18 protein-coding genes are annotated in these 15830 nt (G+C 39.5%); 12 read left to right on the forward strand and 6 right to left on the reverse strand.

Annotated elements, in window-relative coordinates:
- Positions 1-442 precede the first annotated feature (442 nt).
- The 9 genes from HF078_RS02790 (at position 443) to HF078_RS02830 (ending at position 6333) form a co-directional block, all read left to right on the forward strand.
- On the forward strand, positions 443-625 hold the full coding sequence (locus HF078_RS02790; protein ID WP_169289733.1) for a DUF4083 domain-containing protein: 183 nt from the start codon (positions 443-445) through the stop codon (positions 623-625).
- 35 nt (positions 626-660) lie between these two features.
- Positions 661-1158, forward strand: a complete 498-nt coding sequence (locus HF078_RS02795; protein WP_169289734.1) for a GNAT family N-acetyltransferase — start codon at positions 661-663, stop codon at positions 1156-1158.
- 48 nt (positions 1159-1206) lie between these two features.
- Positions 1207-1518, forward strand: coding sequence for a hypothetical protein (locus HF078_RS02800; protein WP_169289735.1), 312 nt, complete (start codon positions 1207-1209; stop codon positions 1516-1518).
- 31 nt (positions 1519-1549) lie between these two features.
- A complete protein-coding gene (locus tag HF078_RS02805) occupies positions 1550-2179 on the forward strand; it encodes a DUF2268 domain-containing putative Zn-dependent protease (protein WP_169289736.1) in 630 nt (209 codons plus the stop codon).
- Between the two features lie 146 nt (positions 2180-2325).
- Complete coding sequence (locus tag HF078_RS02810; protein WP_169289737.1) at positions 2326-2751, forward strand: hypothetical protein; 426 nt, start codon at positions 2326-2328, stop codon at positions 2749-2751.
- 102 nt (positions 2752-2853) lie between these two features.
- Positions 2854-3825, forward strand: coding sequence for an alpha/beta fold hydrolase (locus HF078_RS02815; protein WP_169289738.1), 972 nt, complete (start codon positions 2854-2856; stop codon positions 3823-3825).
- Positions 3826-3843: 18 nt separating this feature from the next.
- Entirely contained in the window at positions 3844-4482 is a 639-nt protein-coding gene (locus HF078_RS02820) for a hypothetical protein (RefSeq protein WP_169289739.1), read from the forward strand.
- Between the two features lie 142 nt (positions 4483-4624).
- The gene (locus HF078_RS02825) at positions 4625-5089 is read left to right on the forward strand and encodes a hypothetical protein (protein ID WP_169289740.1); all 465 of its coding nucleotides are present in this window, start codon (positions 4625-4627) and stop codon (positions 5087-5089) included.
- Positions 5090-5262: 173 nt separating this feature from the next.
- Positions 5263-6333 carry a M14 family zinc carboxypeptidase gene (locus HF078_RS02830; RefSeq protein ID WP_205831506.1) on the forward strand — a complete coding sequence of 357 codons (1071 nt, stop codon included), beginning with the start codon at positions 5263-5265 and terminating at the stop codon, positions 6331-6333.
- A 50-nt stretch (positions 6334-6383) separates the two neighbouring features.
- Here HF078_RS02830 and HF078_RS02835 read toward each other — a convergent pair whose 3' ends face one another.
- A complete protein-coding gene (locus HF078_RS02835; protein ID WP_169289794.1) occupies positions 6384-7136 on the reverse strand; it encodes an anti-sigma factor in 753 nt (250 codons plus the stop codon).
- Positions 7133-7687 (reverse strand): RNA polymerase sigma factor, encoded by a 555-nt coding sequence (locus HF078_RS02840; RefSeq protein ID WP_169289741.1) that lies wholly within the window; start codon positions 7685-7687, stop codon positions 7133-7135. Before HF078_RS02840 ends, HF078_RS02835 begins: the two co-directional genes overlap by 4 nt.
- Before the next feature lie 220 nt (positions 7688-7907).
- Between HF078_RS02840 and glcT the strand changes: the two genes are divergently transcribed.
- Complete coding sequence (gene glcT, locus HF078_RS02845; protein WP_169289742.1) at positions 7908-8738, forward strand: glucose PTS transporter transcription antiterminator GlcT; 831 nt, start codon at positions 7908-7910, stop codon at positions 8736-8738.
- Between the two features lie 338 nt (positions 8739-9076).
- Complete coding sequence (gene ptsG / locus HF078_RS02850; RefSeq protein ID WP_169289743.1) at positions 9077-11113, forward strand: glucose-specific PTS transporter subunit IIBC; 2037 nt, start codon at positions 9077-9079, stop codon at positions 11111-11113.
- Positions 11114-11268: 155 nt separating this feature from the next.
- Here ptsG and HF078_RS02855 read toward each other — a convergent pair whose 3' ends face one another.
- The 4 genes from HF078_RS02855 to HF078_RS02870 all read right to left on the reverse strand — a co-directional run bounded on the left by HF078_RS02855 (position 11269) and on the right by HF078_RS02870 (position 15210).
- The gene (locus HF078_RS02855; RefSeq protein WP_169289744.1) at positions 11269-11901 is read right to left on the reverse strand and encodes a response regulator; all 633 of its coding nucleotides are present in this window, start codon (positions 11899-11901) and stop codon (positions 11269-11271) included.
- Positions 11894-14077 carry an ATP-binding protein gene (locus tag HF078_RS02860; RefSeq protein ID WP_169289745.1) on the reverse strand — a complete coding sequence of 728 codons (2184 nt, stop codon included), beginning with the start codon at positions 14075-14077 and terminating at the stop codon, positions 11894-11896. The genes HF078_RS02855 and HF078_RS02860 overlap by 8 nt, the downstream gene beginning before the upstream one ends.
- Positions 14078-14139: 62 nt before the next feature.
- Positions 14140-14298 carry a competence protein ComX gene (locus HF078_RS02865; RefSeq protein ID WP_169289746.1) on the reverse strand — a complete coding sequence of 53 codons (159 nt, stop codon included), beginning with the start codon at positions 14296-14298 and terminating at the stop codon, positions 14140-14142.
- Between the two features lie 9 nt (positions 14299-14307).
- Complete coding sequence (locus tag HF078_RS02870; RefSeq protein ID WP_169289747.1) at positions 14308-15210, reverse strand: polyprenyl synthetase family protein; 903 nt, start codon at positions 15208-15210, stop codon at positions 14308-14310.
- A 208-nt stretch (positions 15211-15418) separates the two neighbouring features.
- On the opposite strand from HF078_RS02870, the gene HF078_RS02875 reads away from it, so the two are divergent.
- Positions 15419-15772 (forward strand): mediterrocin family bacteriocin, encoded by a 354-nt coding sequence (locus tag HF078_RS02875; protein WP_169289748.1) that lies wholly within the window; start codon positions 15419-15421, stop codon positions 15770-15772.
- Positions 15773-15830 lie beyond the last annotated feature (58 nt).

Below are 15830 nucleotides of genomic sequence, written 5' to 3' on the forward strand. Positions count from 1 at the left end.
AGAGCGGATGAGATTTTGGAGTTAAGTGGATATGGAGTGGGTGAGTAGACAGAGCTGCGGGGTATTGCTGTTCTTTACGCCCAAAATGTTGAAATGAAAAGGAAAACGGTAAGAGAGAGAGGTTCTCTATGCCCGAAATGTTGAAATGAAAAGGAAAACGGTAAGAGAGAGAGGTTCTCTACGCACGAAACGATGTAATGAAAAGGAAAACGGTAAGAGAGAGGGCGTCTCTACGCCCGAAACGTTGTAATGAAAAGGAAAATGGTAAGAGAGAGAGGTTCTCTACGCCCGAAACGTTGTAATGAAAAGGAAAACGGTAAGAGAGAGAGGTTCTCTACGCCCGAAATGTTGCAATGAAAAGGAAAACGGTAAGAGAGAGGGCGTCTCTAGACCCGAAAAGATCAAATGTATGTCAATATGGTAATAGATGGAGTGGATTATAATGGGCGATTTAATTTTTCAACTAGTAGTTTTTGGACTTTTAATACTAGGTAGTCTTTCCTTCACACTTTTCATCAAAAGGCTGCTGGTTAATGCATCTTACAAGAATCAACGATTAAAAAATATAGAACAAAAGCTAGACACTATCATAGAGAAATTGGAGAAAGAACATTCATCTAATTGAACCATATCAAATGTTGTTTAAAGGAGAGCCACACTATGAAAATAAGACAACTCACATCTGCTGATGCGGAAGTCTATAGAACCATTAGATTAGAAGCATTGAAAAATAAACCAGAAGCATTCAGCTCAAGTTACGAAGACGAAGTAGAGTTTACTGTTGAAAAATATAGAGGTAGATTTGACAATGACCACACTTACACCTTTGGAGCTTTTGAGGGAAATAATTTGGTCGGTACGGTGACTTTGGTATGTGAAACGAAAAAGAAAATCAAACATAGAGCTACTATAGTAGCCATGTACGTCAAGCCTGATCAACGAAAATTAGGTGTAGGAAAAGCACTTATGAATGTAGCAATAAACAAGGCAAAAGTATTAAAGGATATTGAACAAATCTATCTCGCCGTGACAGCGATCAATGAACCTGCAAAGCGTTTATACACATCCTTAGGGTTTGTTACATATGGAGTAGATAGACACGGATTGAAGATAAATGATACCTATTTTGACGAGGAATTGATGATGCTGGGACTTTAACTTTTTTTAAAAGGGAATTTGATTGTGGGAGAAATAAGGGGGGAGCTAATGAGAGTTTTTCTTTTAATATGTCTGTTTGTTCTTTCAGGATGTGAAATTGAAACAGAAAAAGTGATAGTGGTAGAGGAAGAAGAATTAGTTCTGAAAAATGATGTCATTGATATTTTTACAGTCAATGGACAAGAGTTTAAAATCCACCCGTGGTATGGATACTATGTTGAATATTTGAAGGAGGACTTTAGCTCAGCTGACGCAAGAAGTGACCATTTCCAGAAGATTGTTGGAAACCCTTTGAGTAATGAAGTGTTGGGATATGATTATGGTTACCAAAATAACATATATTTGAAGCCCCCCTCATAATATCAACAAATTAAAAGACTATGTTCTGCAATTGGATGAACGTCATAAAGAAATATTGGAAATAATTAAAGAAGCTTTGACAGATTCAACCTCACTACTTCCAGGTGGTAATTATCAGATATATGTGGCTCCAGTTAATTCTGACGTGAATATGGAAGAGTTTCATGGGGTTACAGGATTTGCGGAAAAGAATGCAATGATTCTTATGCTGGATCCATATAATATGACAGAGAAAAGCATTAAAGAGCTTATTGCCCATGAATATCATCACTTAGTATACATGGAAATCTCTGAAGATTATAACACACGCACGGCTCATCTTTTAGAAAAAGTTGTTATGGAAGGGAAAGCCGAAACTTTCACCAAAATGCTCTATCCCGATTACGACGTTCACTGGATAGAGCCATTAAGTAATGATGAAAGAGATAGAGTGTGGAGCTACATGGATGAGAATAAATACTCCGTTAGGGAGGAGGATTACAGTGTGCTCTATAATGGTAGCATTTCCAAAGAGCTTCCTAGTTGGTCCAACTATAGAATGGGCCATCAAATAATGCAGGAGTATTTAAAGAAAAATCCTGATTTATCCATAGAAGAATGGACTGTTCTAAAAGCGGTAGAGATTATAGACGGATTAGAATTTGGGAGTAGAGAATACTAGAATAATAAAATTAATAGAACTTGTCTTACCAAGAGATAAGTTCTATTTTTATTTTAAATCAAAAATAATTTATTGATTATCAATAAATTATTTGATATCATACTGTTAATTAATGTAAAAGTAATGGGTGTAAAGGGGATGAGAAATTGAAAAAAGTATCATTGATCACCACAATTATGTTGTTAATTTTATCAGGATGTAATCAATACAAGAGTGCCGTTATTCCAGCTGAAGGGACTTTTCATTTGGATCTAATCAATAACACCGATATTGATATTTACGGGTATGAAGTCAGCTATTCACAAGATGGAACACACAGAGGGGGAAGTGGAGGCGGTGGGTATGCCGATAATTCAAAGATAAAGAAGGGGGATACGTTTACGTTCGACTTTAATCAGGTCAATTTTCTCCCGGACAAAGAGGTTAGCTTTGTGATCACTGTATTTACCGGAAAGCATCAAACGGAAAAAGTAACGTTAAATCCCCCTGTTTCGACCATGATTTCAAATTTAGAAAGTACCTACTATGTAGAGATTATTGGAGAAAATAAGGAAGAGTTAACAGTAAACTAAAAGATCATCGGATGTAGGAATTGGAAAATATTATGGAACTAAATCAGTATTCATTTCGTATAGGTATTGAATGTGATTTTTCAAAAGAAAGTAGATGGAAAAATGAACACTAATAAGAGATTTAGTTTCCGAAAATCAATTAAATATATATCCTTATCATTGGTTAGTTTGGTAGTTCTTTGGATTGCCTTTCATCAAGTTATGGTACTTTTCGAAAAGAACAAGTACGAAGCTACTGGGCACCTGGTGGAAGTGGATGGTAATAAGATGCATGTGCATGTGGAAGGCGAAGGGCCTAAAACTATCCTCCTACTTCCTGGATTGGGGACGTCAGCGCCAGTGCTGGATTTTGAGCCGCTAATGAATGAGTTGAGCAAGAGTAATAGAGTCGTAGTCGTGGATCCGTTTGGCTATGGATGGAGCGAGAAGACTGATAAAGATAGAACAGTAGAAAATGTGGTGGAAGAAGTTAGGGCGGCGTTGCAGGAAGCGGAAATCGAAGGCCCATATATTTTGATGCCACATTCTATTGGCGGAATTTACAGCATGTACTATGCAAATACATATCCAGGAGAAGTGGAGGCTATTGTTGGGATTGATCCAACACTTCCGGCTGCGGTTGATTATTTTGATGTGCCTGTTCCGACTATGCCACGTTTCTTCAGGGCTGTAGCTCCGAGTGGTATTGCCAGGATAGTGGTAGCGGCAAATGAAGAGAGTTTTTTACCTTTGGCAGATGAGGGGACATACTCAAATAATAATTTGGAGCTAACGAAAACTCTGACTGTCTGGAATGGCTATAACAAGAATATCATGATGGAAGCAAATGAAATTAGTAATAATATCGCCAAAACGATAAACCTGGCTTTTCCGGCTGATATCCCGGTAATGATTTTTACACCTAAGGACGAAAAAGTAAATCCTGCTGGAAGATCTACGATGACCTTTTATGAAGAGCAATTAGAAAATGTAGTAAAAAATAAAATTGTGCCACTTGAAGGCCATCATTATTTACATTGGACAAATGCGAAAGAGATGAGTGAACATGTTGGGGAATTTATTGGCGGAAGTTAAGGAAATGGGGGTTTTACCATGGCCCAACAGATAAAGTGGCTAGTAGTAGGATCAATAGCAATCGGCGTAGTATTCTCTCTTTATACTATTAATTTGTTTAAAGAAACCCGTGGATATGCTCAGTATCACTCTCAATCCTTGATGAATGATACTTCCAGGCTGATTGGGAGTTTTCAAAGGAAAGAAGAAGTCCTTCAGCAAATTCTCCAAACAAAAACTTTGAAACAAGCTCAAGTAGATCTAATTCGTGAAGACACTTATATTCTTATAAACTATTATGAAGACTATAATCGTTTGGCTATGAATTTGAATCGGTATGAAAATAAAGGATATTCCATCGTAGAGGCGGCCTTTGTAACGGAAGCAGTCTTTAACCGTAAGATAGCGGAAATTCAAGGGACAGATCAAGCGAAGATAAAACTGGACAATGAGTTTCTTGAAAAAGTAGAGTTTCTTGTTGCCTTCAATCAGCGCTGCTTGAAAACTTTGGGAAAACATGTAAGGGGATTCGTAATCCTAGATACTTCTATGGAAACTACGGATGAACGGGAAGAACTAAGCAAAACCGGGATAAAAGAAGACTTTTGGGTGGAAATCTTGAAACGCTTGGATAGGGAAGCTTTTGAAAAGCAAAGGGATTTAGAGATGTTGTTGTAATTAGAAATGGGAATTATTAAAACGTTTGGGAAGCAATTAGACCAAGCGTTTTTTGTCTACAAGTCTTTCCGTGAATAAAAGAGGAATCATCATTTTGCAACCTTTGACATAATTAAACGTCTTATGAAGTGGAGGTGTTGGAATGAAAAGGTATTTGATTGTTCTTTTTATATTTATCTTAGTAATTTTTGTAGGCTGCTCTAGTAATATAAGTGGTGACGAAAACTTAGCGGAAGAAACGTACGCTATGAGTGGGGAAAGCAATGAAGATACAACAAAAGGAAATGACCAAAAGCAAGTAAATGTGGAGAAACGAACAGAAGCTGGCTACATAACGATAAATGTATTGGAAACACGAGAGGAAATTGAAAAATTGGAATCATTTTTTGAAGATAAACAATGGGCTGAGGATATAGAGGTGCAAATGGCGACTCCGCCTGAATACCGATTTACGTTGAATGGTTCTACTTTTGCCGTTTGGATTACGCCTTTAGGCGACGAGCTTGAACTTATTCGTGAAGGGGAAGCTGTGTATATAAAACTGGGAAATCAACACTCATCAATTTTGTTTGAATTATTAACAGGGGAAGTGTTTATTAGTGAATGATATGTATCAAGAACTAACAAAACGCGTTGTATAAGTACTTTTACCCATATATTTCCGTCTGTTAATTGTCTGCAGCTATTGAAAGAGAGGAGTTTGTCCTTATTTACAGATAATTCTATAAACTTTATTCTATTTATGTAGGGTCACTAAATATCTGAAATGAGGAGGAAATTATGATGAAGATCAATAAAACGGTACTAGCGTTATCTTTAACAGGAGTTATGACAATCGGGACGTTAACAACAGGAACGCTTCCAACAAGTGCGGTCGGAAATGGTCCTAACTATAACGGCAATGAGTCTATCCAAACCTCCATCCTTACTACATATGATGAGTTGGTAGAATACTTACTAAAACAAGAAGCAAGACAACAGGCGATGGAGCTTGAGGTTATTGGGGAAACAGTGAAAGGCCGAGATATTTACATGGCCAAATACATTAAAAACGAGGACAATCCAACCATTCTGTTTTTAACACAGCAGCATGGAAATGAGCAGTTGACAACAGAGGGTGCGATGGAATTCATCAAACATCTTGGCACCGGGAAAAATCAATCGGTACTAGATCATGTCAATATCCTGGTTATACCGATGCTGAATGCAGACGGTGCGATGGGTGATGTGAACTTTTCTACAGATAATTACATTGCAGACGGTGACCGTCATTTGACGCGGGCAAATGCTAATAACTTTGATTTAAATCGTGAGCATGACAAAGCCGTAGATGCGATGCAGCCTGAAGCACGGGCACTTCATACAAATGTGTTGGAGAAGTATGAGATTGATTACTTGATTGATTTACATCATCAAGGGACACAAAGTGAACGTGATGGGAAGCTTGTTTCCGGGTCTATTTTACACCCGACAAGCCCTAATGTTGACCCGGCTGTAGTGGAGCAGTCCAAGCAGTTGGGTGCAGTGGTGTTCCATGAGATTGAGTCAAAAGGTTGGGGGCATCTTGGCAAGTATTATGGTGGAAATACAGACAATATTGGTCGAAATGGGATTGCTTCGAGATATGATATCGCGACTTTATTGTTTGAAATGAGAGGAATGTCCGACCACACGAATCCAACAGCGATTCTTGGACAAAAGAGTAATGGATACTTGATCAAACAGACGGTAAATACGCTTGATTCCACAGTTCAAGCCATTGCTGATGGCTCTATTAATACTGTTGATACTAGCTTTTGGGAGACTCTGCCTTTCCAGAACAGTAGACAAGGTGAGGAAAGCGACGAATAAAAAAAGGAAAAGCCCGGGGCAATTTGTAGATGTGCTCCGAGCTTTCTTTTTTACAACCCCGCCGAAAGATGAATCTCCCCTTCAGGCAATTCATTCCCACTCTGAGGTTCCAATGTAATCGCGATGGTATCCCAATCTTCCGTTGTCGTCTCTGCAATGTTATGGAACACATACCCTTTTCCTTGATCATCTATGGTGAAGTCTCCTGCCGGTATTGGTGCGCCGTCCTTCAATAGCCACACCTGATACACTTCGTTCCCGGTGAGTTCAGGTAAGTCCTGTGTCTGAATCATGACATATAGTGCCTGATCCTGTTGGAAAAGTGCTGCGAACCCGCTGCCTACAGCATCTGATGGCTGCAAAGTTACTACGTTATCAGGTTGTTTCAGTTCTTCAGCAGCCAAGTCACTGTCTTCACCGTTTTGCATCATCAAGTAGCCGTTTCCAATTAATGAAAGCAACAACGATGCGGCAAGCAACGTGGTTAGCCAAGGTTTTTTGGAAGCTGTATTTTTAATAAGAGGTGTTTCAATGACTTCTTTTTTGGAAGCAATCGGAGTAACAATGGCTTTATCTGGTTTAACGTCTGCTGCAAATACATTATCCAAAATTCGCTTCTTCATTTCCGGCGGGGGTGAGGCCTGCTCTGACACAAGGGCAACATCTCCTAACAGATCTTGAAGTTCCATTAATTCTTCCTGACATTCGGGACAGGTAGCTAAGTGCTGTTCAAACTCTTCTTTTTCTGTCTGTGCTAGGTGACCATTGAAATAGTCCAACACTAACTCACATTTCTGACTCATATACTCCCCCTCCTATCTGCAAGCAACGGTTTCAACTTCTTAAGAGCCAACCTAATCCTTCCTTTTACTGTCCCAAGCGGTATGCCGGTCAACTCAGCTATTTTCTGTTGGGTATAGCCTTTGAAATACATATAATGAACCATCTTCCTTTGGTCATCTGATAAAGTGGAGACCGCTTCTCTGATGACTATTTGTTCTTCTTTCCACTCTGTCTCTTTTTCGGTGGAGTCGTTAGATTGTAAGAATGGCTCCACATCTTCTAACGGGGCGCTTTGCGTTCGTTGCTGCTTGCGAATAATATCTAAGGCTTTATTACGGGCGATGGTGAACAGCCAAGATCGAAACTTTCCTTTTGACTCGTCGTAGATCCCTGTACCTTGCCATATTTTAATAAATACATCCTGCATTGCTTCTTCAGCTATTTCATGGTCATTCGTTATTTTCAATAAAAAAGAATACAAGATCTTTTCGTACCTGTCGTACAGTTCTTCCAGAGCGGTTTTATCTTTTTTCCTTATCCGCTCATACAGAAGAGAGTCCTTATTCTGCATAGGTTTTCTCCTTTTTTATGTGGTTATTTTTATTATATCTTTTTTTGTCTGATTAAAAGAAGAAATAAGGCTTTCCTATTTTCCTAACGTTGAAAAATGGAGTTTGGATCAGTGATTTACAGTAAAGAACCATTTGGAAAATTTGCTCGCTTGACTCTACCTCTTTCGTATCGTACTTTAGTATATATTGCAGTTTTAGATACACCGGAGGAATGGCTAAATGCGTGTGAAGAAAGTCTTGAATAACAATGTGTTGATTGCTGCCCACCCCGAGTACAATGAAGTGATTCTGACCGGGAAGGGAATCGGTTTTGGGAAACGTACTGGAGAAGATATTTCCGTTGAGAGTGCGGAGAAGTTCTTTGTGCTTCGTGACCAGGAAGAACAGCAACAATACAAGCAGCTACTTAATTATGTTGATGAGTCGTTCATCGGTTTGATGAATGAATGTATAGAGCGAATTGAAAAACGTTTTGAAGTCCGGTTGAATGAACATATCCATGTCGGATTAACAGACCATCTTTATTTTGCCGTGAAAAGAATTCAACAGGGGCTTGATATAAAAAATCCATTTTTGACGGAGACAGAGCTTGCCTACCCAAAAGAATATACAGTAGCACTTGAAATTGTGGAGTGGTTGAATGAAAAGCTTGGAATCTCGGTTCCAGTGGGAGAGGTAGGTTTCATTACTTTACACATTCACAGTGCCTTGACCAACCGGGAATTGTCTGAGATCAACAAGCATACCCAGCTGATTAGCAGAATGGTGGATGTCATTGAAGAATCTTTAAAAATCTCCGTTGACCGGACCGATGTGAACTATTTGAGGCTTATTCGTCATTTTCATGCGTCCATTGAAAGGGTGCAAAAAGACGAGAACCGTCCAGAAAATCAAGAAGCGCTCGCAAAAGTGTTGCAAGCTGAATATCCAGTATGCTACAATCTAGCATGGAAATTGATTAAAATTATGCAGCAGAACTTACACAAGCCAGTCCCAGATGCTGAGGCAGTATACTTGACCCTACATTTGCAAAGGCTTGCAAAACAATAAATAATCTAGAACACTTTTTTCACGTGTTACTGGTCATGCAGGCATGAGCGAAAGAAAGCGTAAACGAAGAAAACGGTAGAAGTCTATCTACCTTTCCTTCGTATACCTTTTCTTTTCACTCATGCCTTTTTGTTGTGTACGTGGATTTCCCCTGTTGATTGAAGTGCAGGATGTGAGACTCCTTAGGAGATAGCGGTAGCTTGAGACCCCACAGGCGAAGCCGAGGAGGCTCAAGCACCGCCCCTAGGAAAGCGAACATCCGGAACGAAAATCAACAGGGAGTTAACAGAAATCCTTGGGTTTTAAAATGCATATAAAAATATCTAGGAGGAACACATATGTTCAAGAAATCATTCGGTTTACTGCAACGTATCGGGAAAGCCCTCATGCTTCCTGTCGCATTGCTTCCAGCAGCAGGAATCCTGCTCGCGTTCGGTAATGCCATGCAAAATCCAAACTTAACAAGTCGTCTTGGCTTTCTAGAGGCAGACTCACTCGTGCTACTGGCACAAATCATGGAACAGGCGGGAAGTATCGTATTCTCTAACCTGCCACTGCTCTTTGCTATCGGGGTAGCCATTGGACTTGCTGGAGGAGACGGTGTTGCCGGTCTTGCAGCAATGATCGGTTACTTAATTATGAACGTTACGATGAGTGTAATCAGTGGAGTAACTGCTGAGCAGGTCGGATCTGACCCTGCACTTGCCAATGTTTTAGGGATCCCAACCCTTCAAACCGGTGTATTCGGGGGTATCATAGCAGGGGTGCTCGGTGCCTATATGTACAATAAGTTTTACAATATCGAATTGCCATCTTACTTAGGATTCTTTGCTGGTAAGCGTTTCGTTCCGATTGTAACGGCAGCTTCCGCACTTGTACTAGGGGTAGTTATGAACTTCGTATGGCCATTCGCGCAAGAGGGACTAAATACCTTCTCTTACTTTATGACAGAATCAAATCGTACGTTGGCAGCATTTATTTTCGGTGTCATTGAACGTGGACTGATTCCATTTGGCTTGCATCATATTTTCTATTCTCCATTCTGGTTCGAGTTTGGTTCTTACACGAACGCGGCAGGAGAATTGGTTCGTGGGGACCAACGCATTTTCATGGAGCAGGTAAAAGACGGTGCCGAGCTTACAGCAGGAACGTTCATGACAGGTAAATTCCCATTCATGATGTTTGGTCTTCCAGCAGCTGCTCTAGCAATCTATCACTGTGCACGTCCTGAAAACAAGAAATTTGTTGCAGGTATCATGGGTTCCGCTGCATTGACATCTTTCTTAACAGGTATCACAGAACCGCTTGAGTTCAGTTTCCTATTCGTAGCACCAGTATTATTCGCAATTCACGCAGTGTTTGCAGGACTTTCTTTCATGGTCATGCATATTTTAGATGTGAAAATCGGGATGACGTTCTCTGGTGGTGTCATTGACTATATTCTATTTGGTATCCTTCCAAATGCGACGGCATGGTGGTTGGTGATTCCTGTTGGTCTAGTATTCTCGGTTATCTATTACTTCGGATTCCGTTTTGCAATCAAGAAGTTTAACTTAATGACTCCAGGTCGTGAGGAAAAAACAGAGGAAACGGAAGCTGGTTCTGGTTCCGTTGATGAACTGCCATTAGGTGTACTAGAAGCACTTGGCGGAAGAGAAAACCTTACAAACCTGGACGCATGTATCACTCGTCTTCGTGTAAGTGTGAAAGATGTAGAACAAGTAGATAAAGAGCGACTGAAAAAATTAGGTGCAGCAGGCGTTATGCAAATCGACCGCAACATTCAAGCAATTTTCGGACCTCGTTCTGAAACAATCAAAGGACAGATTCAAGATATCTTGAGCGGGAAAACGCCAGTGAAGCAGGAAGTGGCGGCAACTTCTGAAGATAATTCCGTAGATGCTGTTGCAGTATCTACTTCAGAAAAGTTTGAGGTTGTAATGCCGATGACAGGTAAACTACTACCTATTTCTGAAGTTCCTGATAAGATTTTCTCACAAAAGATGATGGGTGACGGTTTTGCCATCGAACCAACTGAGGGTAAAGTGGTATCACCTGTTGCAGGGAAGATCGTAAACTTGTTCCCGACAAAACATGCAATCGGAATTGAAACGGCTGATGGCCGCGAAGTGCTTGTGCATGTCGGAATCGACACAGTCAACCTAAAAGGAAAAGGCTTTGAAAGTTTAGTAGAACAAGGCGACACAGTTGAGCAAGGACAAGCGTTACTGAACGTAGACCTTCGCATTGTTTCAGAAGAAGCGACATCCATTATTACACCGATCATTTTTACGAACTTGGCTGCTGGAGAAGCAGTTGAGATTAAGAATGGTAATGTAAGAGTTGGAGAAAAGGGTCGCGTAGAGATTCGATAGGAGTTAAAAGAAAACCGCCTGGCGTGTGAGTACGCTTGGCGGTTTTTCTATATCTTGAAGTGGTCTCGGGGCATAACCCTTAGAAAAGTTACTATAACCATGGAAATTGTCATAATACCTCATTTATAGCGAACTTTTCCTAAACTTTAAATAAATTAAATCTTACTCAACCATCCATTTTCCATGGCTATCTTCAAAGCTTCTGCACGAGATTCAACATTAAGTTTGACGAATAATTTAGAAAGGTAGTTTTCTACAGTACGCTGTGTGACAGATAGTTCTACTGCAATGGCTTTGTTCGTACAGCCTTGAGCAATAAGACTTAGGATCACTTTTTCTTTATCGCTTAATGTCTGCTGTCTGTCTTGCAGTGAATGATGCATTTGGGATTGGACGAAATCAAGAAAATCGTTAGGTAGAAGGATCTCCCTACGAAGAACTGCATGAATTGTCTGAATGACTTGTTCTTTTGTTGCGGTTTTGGATAAGATGCCATCTATTTTTCTTTTCAAAATCAGCTCATAGTAATCAGCTAGTTCATAACCTGTATATAGAATCACCAGCGCTTCGGGTTCTCGCTGTTTAATAGATTCTGCAAGTTGTATGCCATTTACCTGTTTCATATTAATGTCTATCAAAAAGAGATGAAAGGAATCATTTTCGAGTCTTTTTTCCACAACTATCGGATCTTGTTCTGTTTCTATATGAAGGTTTTCGAGCTCTTGCAAAAGCGTCATCGTGCCGTCAAGGACGACTGGATGATCGTCCACAATCAGTAGTTTAATCACTGGTATCACTGCTTTCTATCATTCGAATCTTTATTCGCATACCTTGCCCGGGGGCGGAATTTATATTCATTTCTCCGTTGAATGCCCTTACTCGTTCCCTCATTCCACTGATGCCCATTGAATCAGTAGACTTAAAAACCTCGTTTGGTTCGCAACCTGCTCCATTATCTAGATAAATTAATTCAAAGCCCTTTTCTCCGACAGGATGTATACGAAGTTCTACTTCAGAGGCTTTTGCATGCTTGATAGCATTGTTTAACAGCTCTTGTATCAGACGATAAATCATCAGATAGAGCATAGGATCTTTGAATTGCGGAATATCAAGATGAGCATTCAACATGAAGTCAGCCCGCATTTTTATTTTCTGGAGAAACTTTTTGAGTGCTGCCTGTAGTCCAAAAGTATCTAAAAGAGGCGGGCTGAGATTCTCGCAATATTCCCGCAGGTCCATAGAAGCATCAAGTAACTGCTGCCTGATGGTGGCCAATTTCTCGACCTCTACTTCCATTCGGCTAGTAATGAGTAAGTCTAGTTCTCTTGCCAGGTGCAGCTGTTCTTGCAGAATGGTATCATGAAGTTCTTGTGCCAAGATGGCCTTTTCCTTTTCGAGAATCTGCCAAAGTAGCTTGTCAAGCCATGGGAGCCGGTGGCTGTTTGCTGACTTCATCAGTTGTAGCTCCTCCACGAGCTCTTCAACTAATTTAAGATTACTATAAAAGCTATGGAAATAAAGTGACAGTAATTCCAGCCACAACAGCTCTTCTTTTCTTAATAAAACACTCTGTAATCCATTACCGATTGTCAGGACAATCTTTTCAACTGCTGTTTCATGGAGCAACATTTGATATTTTTTTCCGTACCTTCTGATTTCTCCAAGGGTATACTTGTTGTATCCATCACTGTTCTTATCAGAGGGAAACACTTTTATATCGAGGAATGACACTTCCAGCTTTTCGACTATTTTTCTTTCATATTTTTGAAAGAGTTCCTGCTGGTTTCTTGCCTGGCCAAGGTCATGGATGGACAAATATAGTCCGTGGATATAATCACCATTAGTCGAAAACAAAATCTTACGTTGTCTGAAATCAATCTGTTCTTTCAGATAGAATACAGCAATTAATATAATTACCAGAAACACAAATATGCGGGCACAGTCTATGAAAGTTAAATGGTCACCATTCCAAATATAGTAGATTCCTGCTGTAATTACGACACCTGTACCAAGTGATAGCATAGAATAATATCGAAACCGAGTCATATGGTACTGAATATCAAACAGCCTGTCTGCTAAATGGATGTATATAAAAGAAAACGGAATGAACAGTAGAAAAAGGGCGCTGATATCTGCTGACAGTATATGTTGTTCAGTAAAAATTTCCGGTAAAGCATATAAAAGAATAAAGGGGAGTATTGGTAGAATGAGCCCCCATAATATAAATAGAAGTTTAGGTGATTTTGATTTCAAATATCCCTTGATTAAAACATAAAAAACATTTAGGGAAAGGATTAGAAAGAAGCTTAAAATAATATCAGATGTTAACTTGAAATAATAAGAATTAAAACTCGTCATCATACTTAAAAGAAAAACAATAAAAGGTAATACGTACAATACAATAATTTTCCTCCCCCATTCCCACTCCATTCTTAAATAAGCAAAGTACTCTTTTAAGAAGTGAAGGAGAAATATGAGGCATAAGACAAGGAAAGTTCCATTTACATATAACCCGATCGTGTCCAATCGGCTTGAGGCTCCAGCACTGATATAAGCCAAAGAGACAGAGAGCAGAAACAGTATTAGCAGGATATTCAAACTGTTTGATTGTTGCTTCAAGGAAAGGTACAAGGCAAGTCCAAGTGACAGGATGAAGTAAAGGGAAGGAAGCAAAATGTGCGTTATCAATTGCTCAGGCAGATCCATGTGTGAAACTTCCACATTATTAACACCACCACTTGGTTTCAACAGACTTATATTGTTTGCAGCCCTAATACTCTTATCTTCTTTAATACTGGATGATTCATCTATTGGGTTATTGTCTATTCCCAGGATGATATCTCCTGATTCAATGTTATGTGCTTTCGCCCACTCCTTATATAAAGGATCATCAACAACCCAATATTCACCTGCTTTTTGAATCTCCATGCTGATAAATGGAGTACTTACTGCTACATAAAGCAAATAGATTCCTAGGATGCTATACAAAAAGATAAAAAGTATTAAATATTTGCTTGTATTCGATTTCATCTCCAGTAGCGGTTTTCCAATACGACAGCTTCTTCATAGGCACGAAGGATTGCTCGCTCTTGTTCCGTGTCGATTCCTACTAAACAAAGTTTACGTTCTTTCAATAACTCCACAATGTACTTATTCTGTTCTAAAAAAGCGATCATTTTTATCATGTTATTTCCTCATTTCATTATCGATAATAGTTTGGTTTTCAATTCATAAGTTAATGGAACGCGGTTCATAGTTTGTTCTGCTTTTCTCTGATAATCATGTATGAAAAATAGGGCATATCGTATGGAGCCGCTTTCTGTGAGTGCATGTTGAACCTTGTCTCTATCTAAGGAGATGGAGTTCTCTTTTTCATAGAATTGCCTAATTTGTCTAGATATTTCATTTTCTAATGCTAAGAGAAAAATGACTGGCAGGGTAAATTTTCTGTTTAGTATATCATTTTTCTTTCCCCAGCACTTTAGGTCGGAAATGTCATTTTTTAGTTGATGAATGACACCGATACACCGCCCATAGCGCTCCACAGGTGCAATTGATTTTCCTGTAGCCAAGGCCGCTCCAATAAGGCAACTCATAGCGGTAAGGGACCCGGATTTTCTTTCAATCATTTGAAGATAGGAAGATTCATCAACAGCAAGGTTCAGTAAATCCCTCTGCTGTCCATCAATACTTTGTAAAGCGTGTTTTTCCATTATTCTCCCTGCTAGATTTGAATGTGTAAACGAGCTCTCCCGAATTATTTTCGTAGACACTATCAACATGGCCAAAGCGCTATTGATTCCTAATGCAGGGTATGTTGCCCAGCTATGGCTACTGTCCCCGTCTTGAATATCATCGATCATATCAAAACATAACACCAACAACTCGATAGCTGCTGCTACCTTGAATATCTCTTCATCAAAATCTCCGGCGAATGCTTCATAATGAAGGATACAAAGCTCTGCAAACGGAAGGGTATCGTCTTCTTTTTCCTTAATAAAGGAAAGCATCATACTGCTAAAATCATCGTCGATCTCTTTTTCGCTTTTCAATAATGCAACGAGCGCTTGTTTAACATTAGTAACTACATGATTCAATTATGGTCACTTCCCATTATTCGACAATTCCTTTACATAACTTATTATCTATGAAACTGTGCAAATATGGAAGTCCGAAAAATTCTTTTCGGTTCTACGGCTTTTAGTTTTCGGAAAACCGAAATGGAAATTTCGGGAAAGTAAGTGGTACGATAGATTTACTCGAGGAAAGCCATCACAATATTGTGAGATTACTTAGGAGGATATAATGAAAAAAGCACTTTTATCTATTGCTTTATGCGGCGGACTTCTTGGTATGTCTGCGGTGGCTCCTGCTTTAACGGCAGATGCAGCTACTAAATCAGCAACCGGAACGAGTTTTACAAAGGCTTGGTCAAAAAGCGTAAATACCGGTGACGGTGCAGGGGTATTAACGTATGGATATAACACAGCATGGATCAATGAAGACTTTGCTCATGCGTACCATGCATCTAAAACTCATTTTGCTTCCATTTCCAACGGAAACGGTTCTCATGTGAGCTCAAGTGTTGGTTCAGGTAAAACGGCGAAAGTGGAAGTAAGACATGCTGGTTCTACCGTAACATATACTATCCACTATTAATCTTTCATTACCAATTATTTTAAAGAACACCTATAGTCGACATATAGGTGTTTTTTAA

Origin of the sequence: Bacillus sp. RO2 (assembly GCF_012911845.1) — a bacterium.
Lineage (GTDB): Bacteria > Bacillota > Bacilli > Bacillales > Bacillaceae_I > Sutcliffiella_A.

Coding starts and splice junctions, on each gene's coding strand:
- HF078_RS02835 (WP_169289794.1), bottom strand. CDS start 7,136: ATGAGTCAGAAATGTGAGTTAGTGTTGGACTATTTCAATGGTCACCTA.
- HF078_RS02865 (WP_169289746.1), bottom strand. CDS start 14,298: ATGATAAAAATGATCGCTTTTTTAGAACAGAATAAGTACATTGTGGAG.
- HF078_RS02825 (WP_169289740.1), top strand. CDS start 4,625: ATGAAAAGGTATTTGATTGTTCTTTTTATATTTATCTTAGTAATTTTT.
- ptsG (WP_169289743.1), top strand. CDS start 9,077: ATGTTCAAGAAATCATTCGGTTTACTGCAACGTATCGGGAAAGCCCTC.
- HF078_RS02795 (WP_169289734.1), top strand. CDS start 661: ATGAAAATAAGACAACTCACATCTGCTGATGCGGAAGTCTATAGAACC.
- HF078_RS02815 (WP_169289738.1), top strand. CDS start 2,854: ATGAACACTAATAAGAGATTTAGTTTCCGAAAATCAATTAAATATATA.
- HF078_RS02820 (WP_169289739.1), top strand. CDS start 3,844: ATGGCCCAACAGATAAAGTGGCTAGTAGTAGGATCAATAGCAATCGGC.
- glcT (WP_169289742.1), top strand. CDS start 7,908: ATGCGTGTGAAGAAAGTCTTGAATAACAATGTGTTGATTGCTGCCCAC.
- HF078_RS02875 (WP_169289748.1), top strand. CDS start 15,419: ATGAAAAAAGCACTTTTATCTATTGCTTTATGCGGCGGACTTCTTGGT.
- HF078_RS02790 (WP_169289733.1), top strand. CDS start 443: ATGGGCGATTTAATTTTTCAACTAGTAGTTTTTGGACTTTTAATACTA.
- HF078_RS02800 (WP_169289735.1), top strand. CDS start 1,207: ATGAGAGTTTTTCTTTTAATATGTCTGTTTGTTCTTTCAGGATGTGAA.
- HF078_RS02840 (WP_169289741.1), bottom strand. CDS start 7,687: ATGCAGAATAAGGACTCTCTTCTGTATGAGCGGATAAGGAAAAAAGAT.
- HF078_RS02830 (WP_205831506.1), top strand. CDS start 5,263: ATGATGAAGATCAATAAAACGGTACTAGCGTTATCTTTAACAGGAGTT.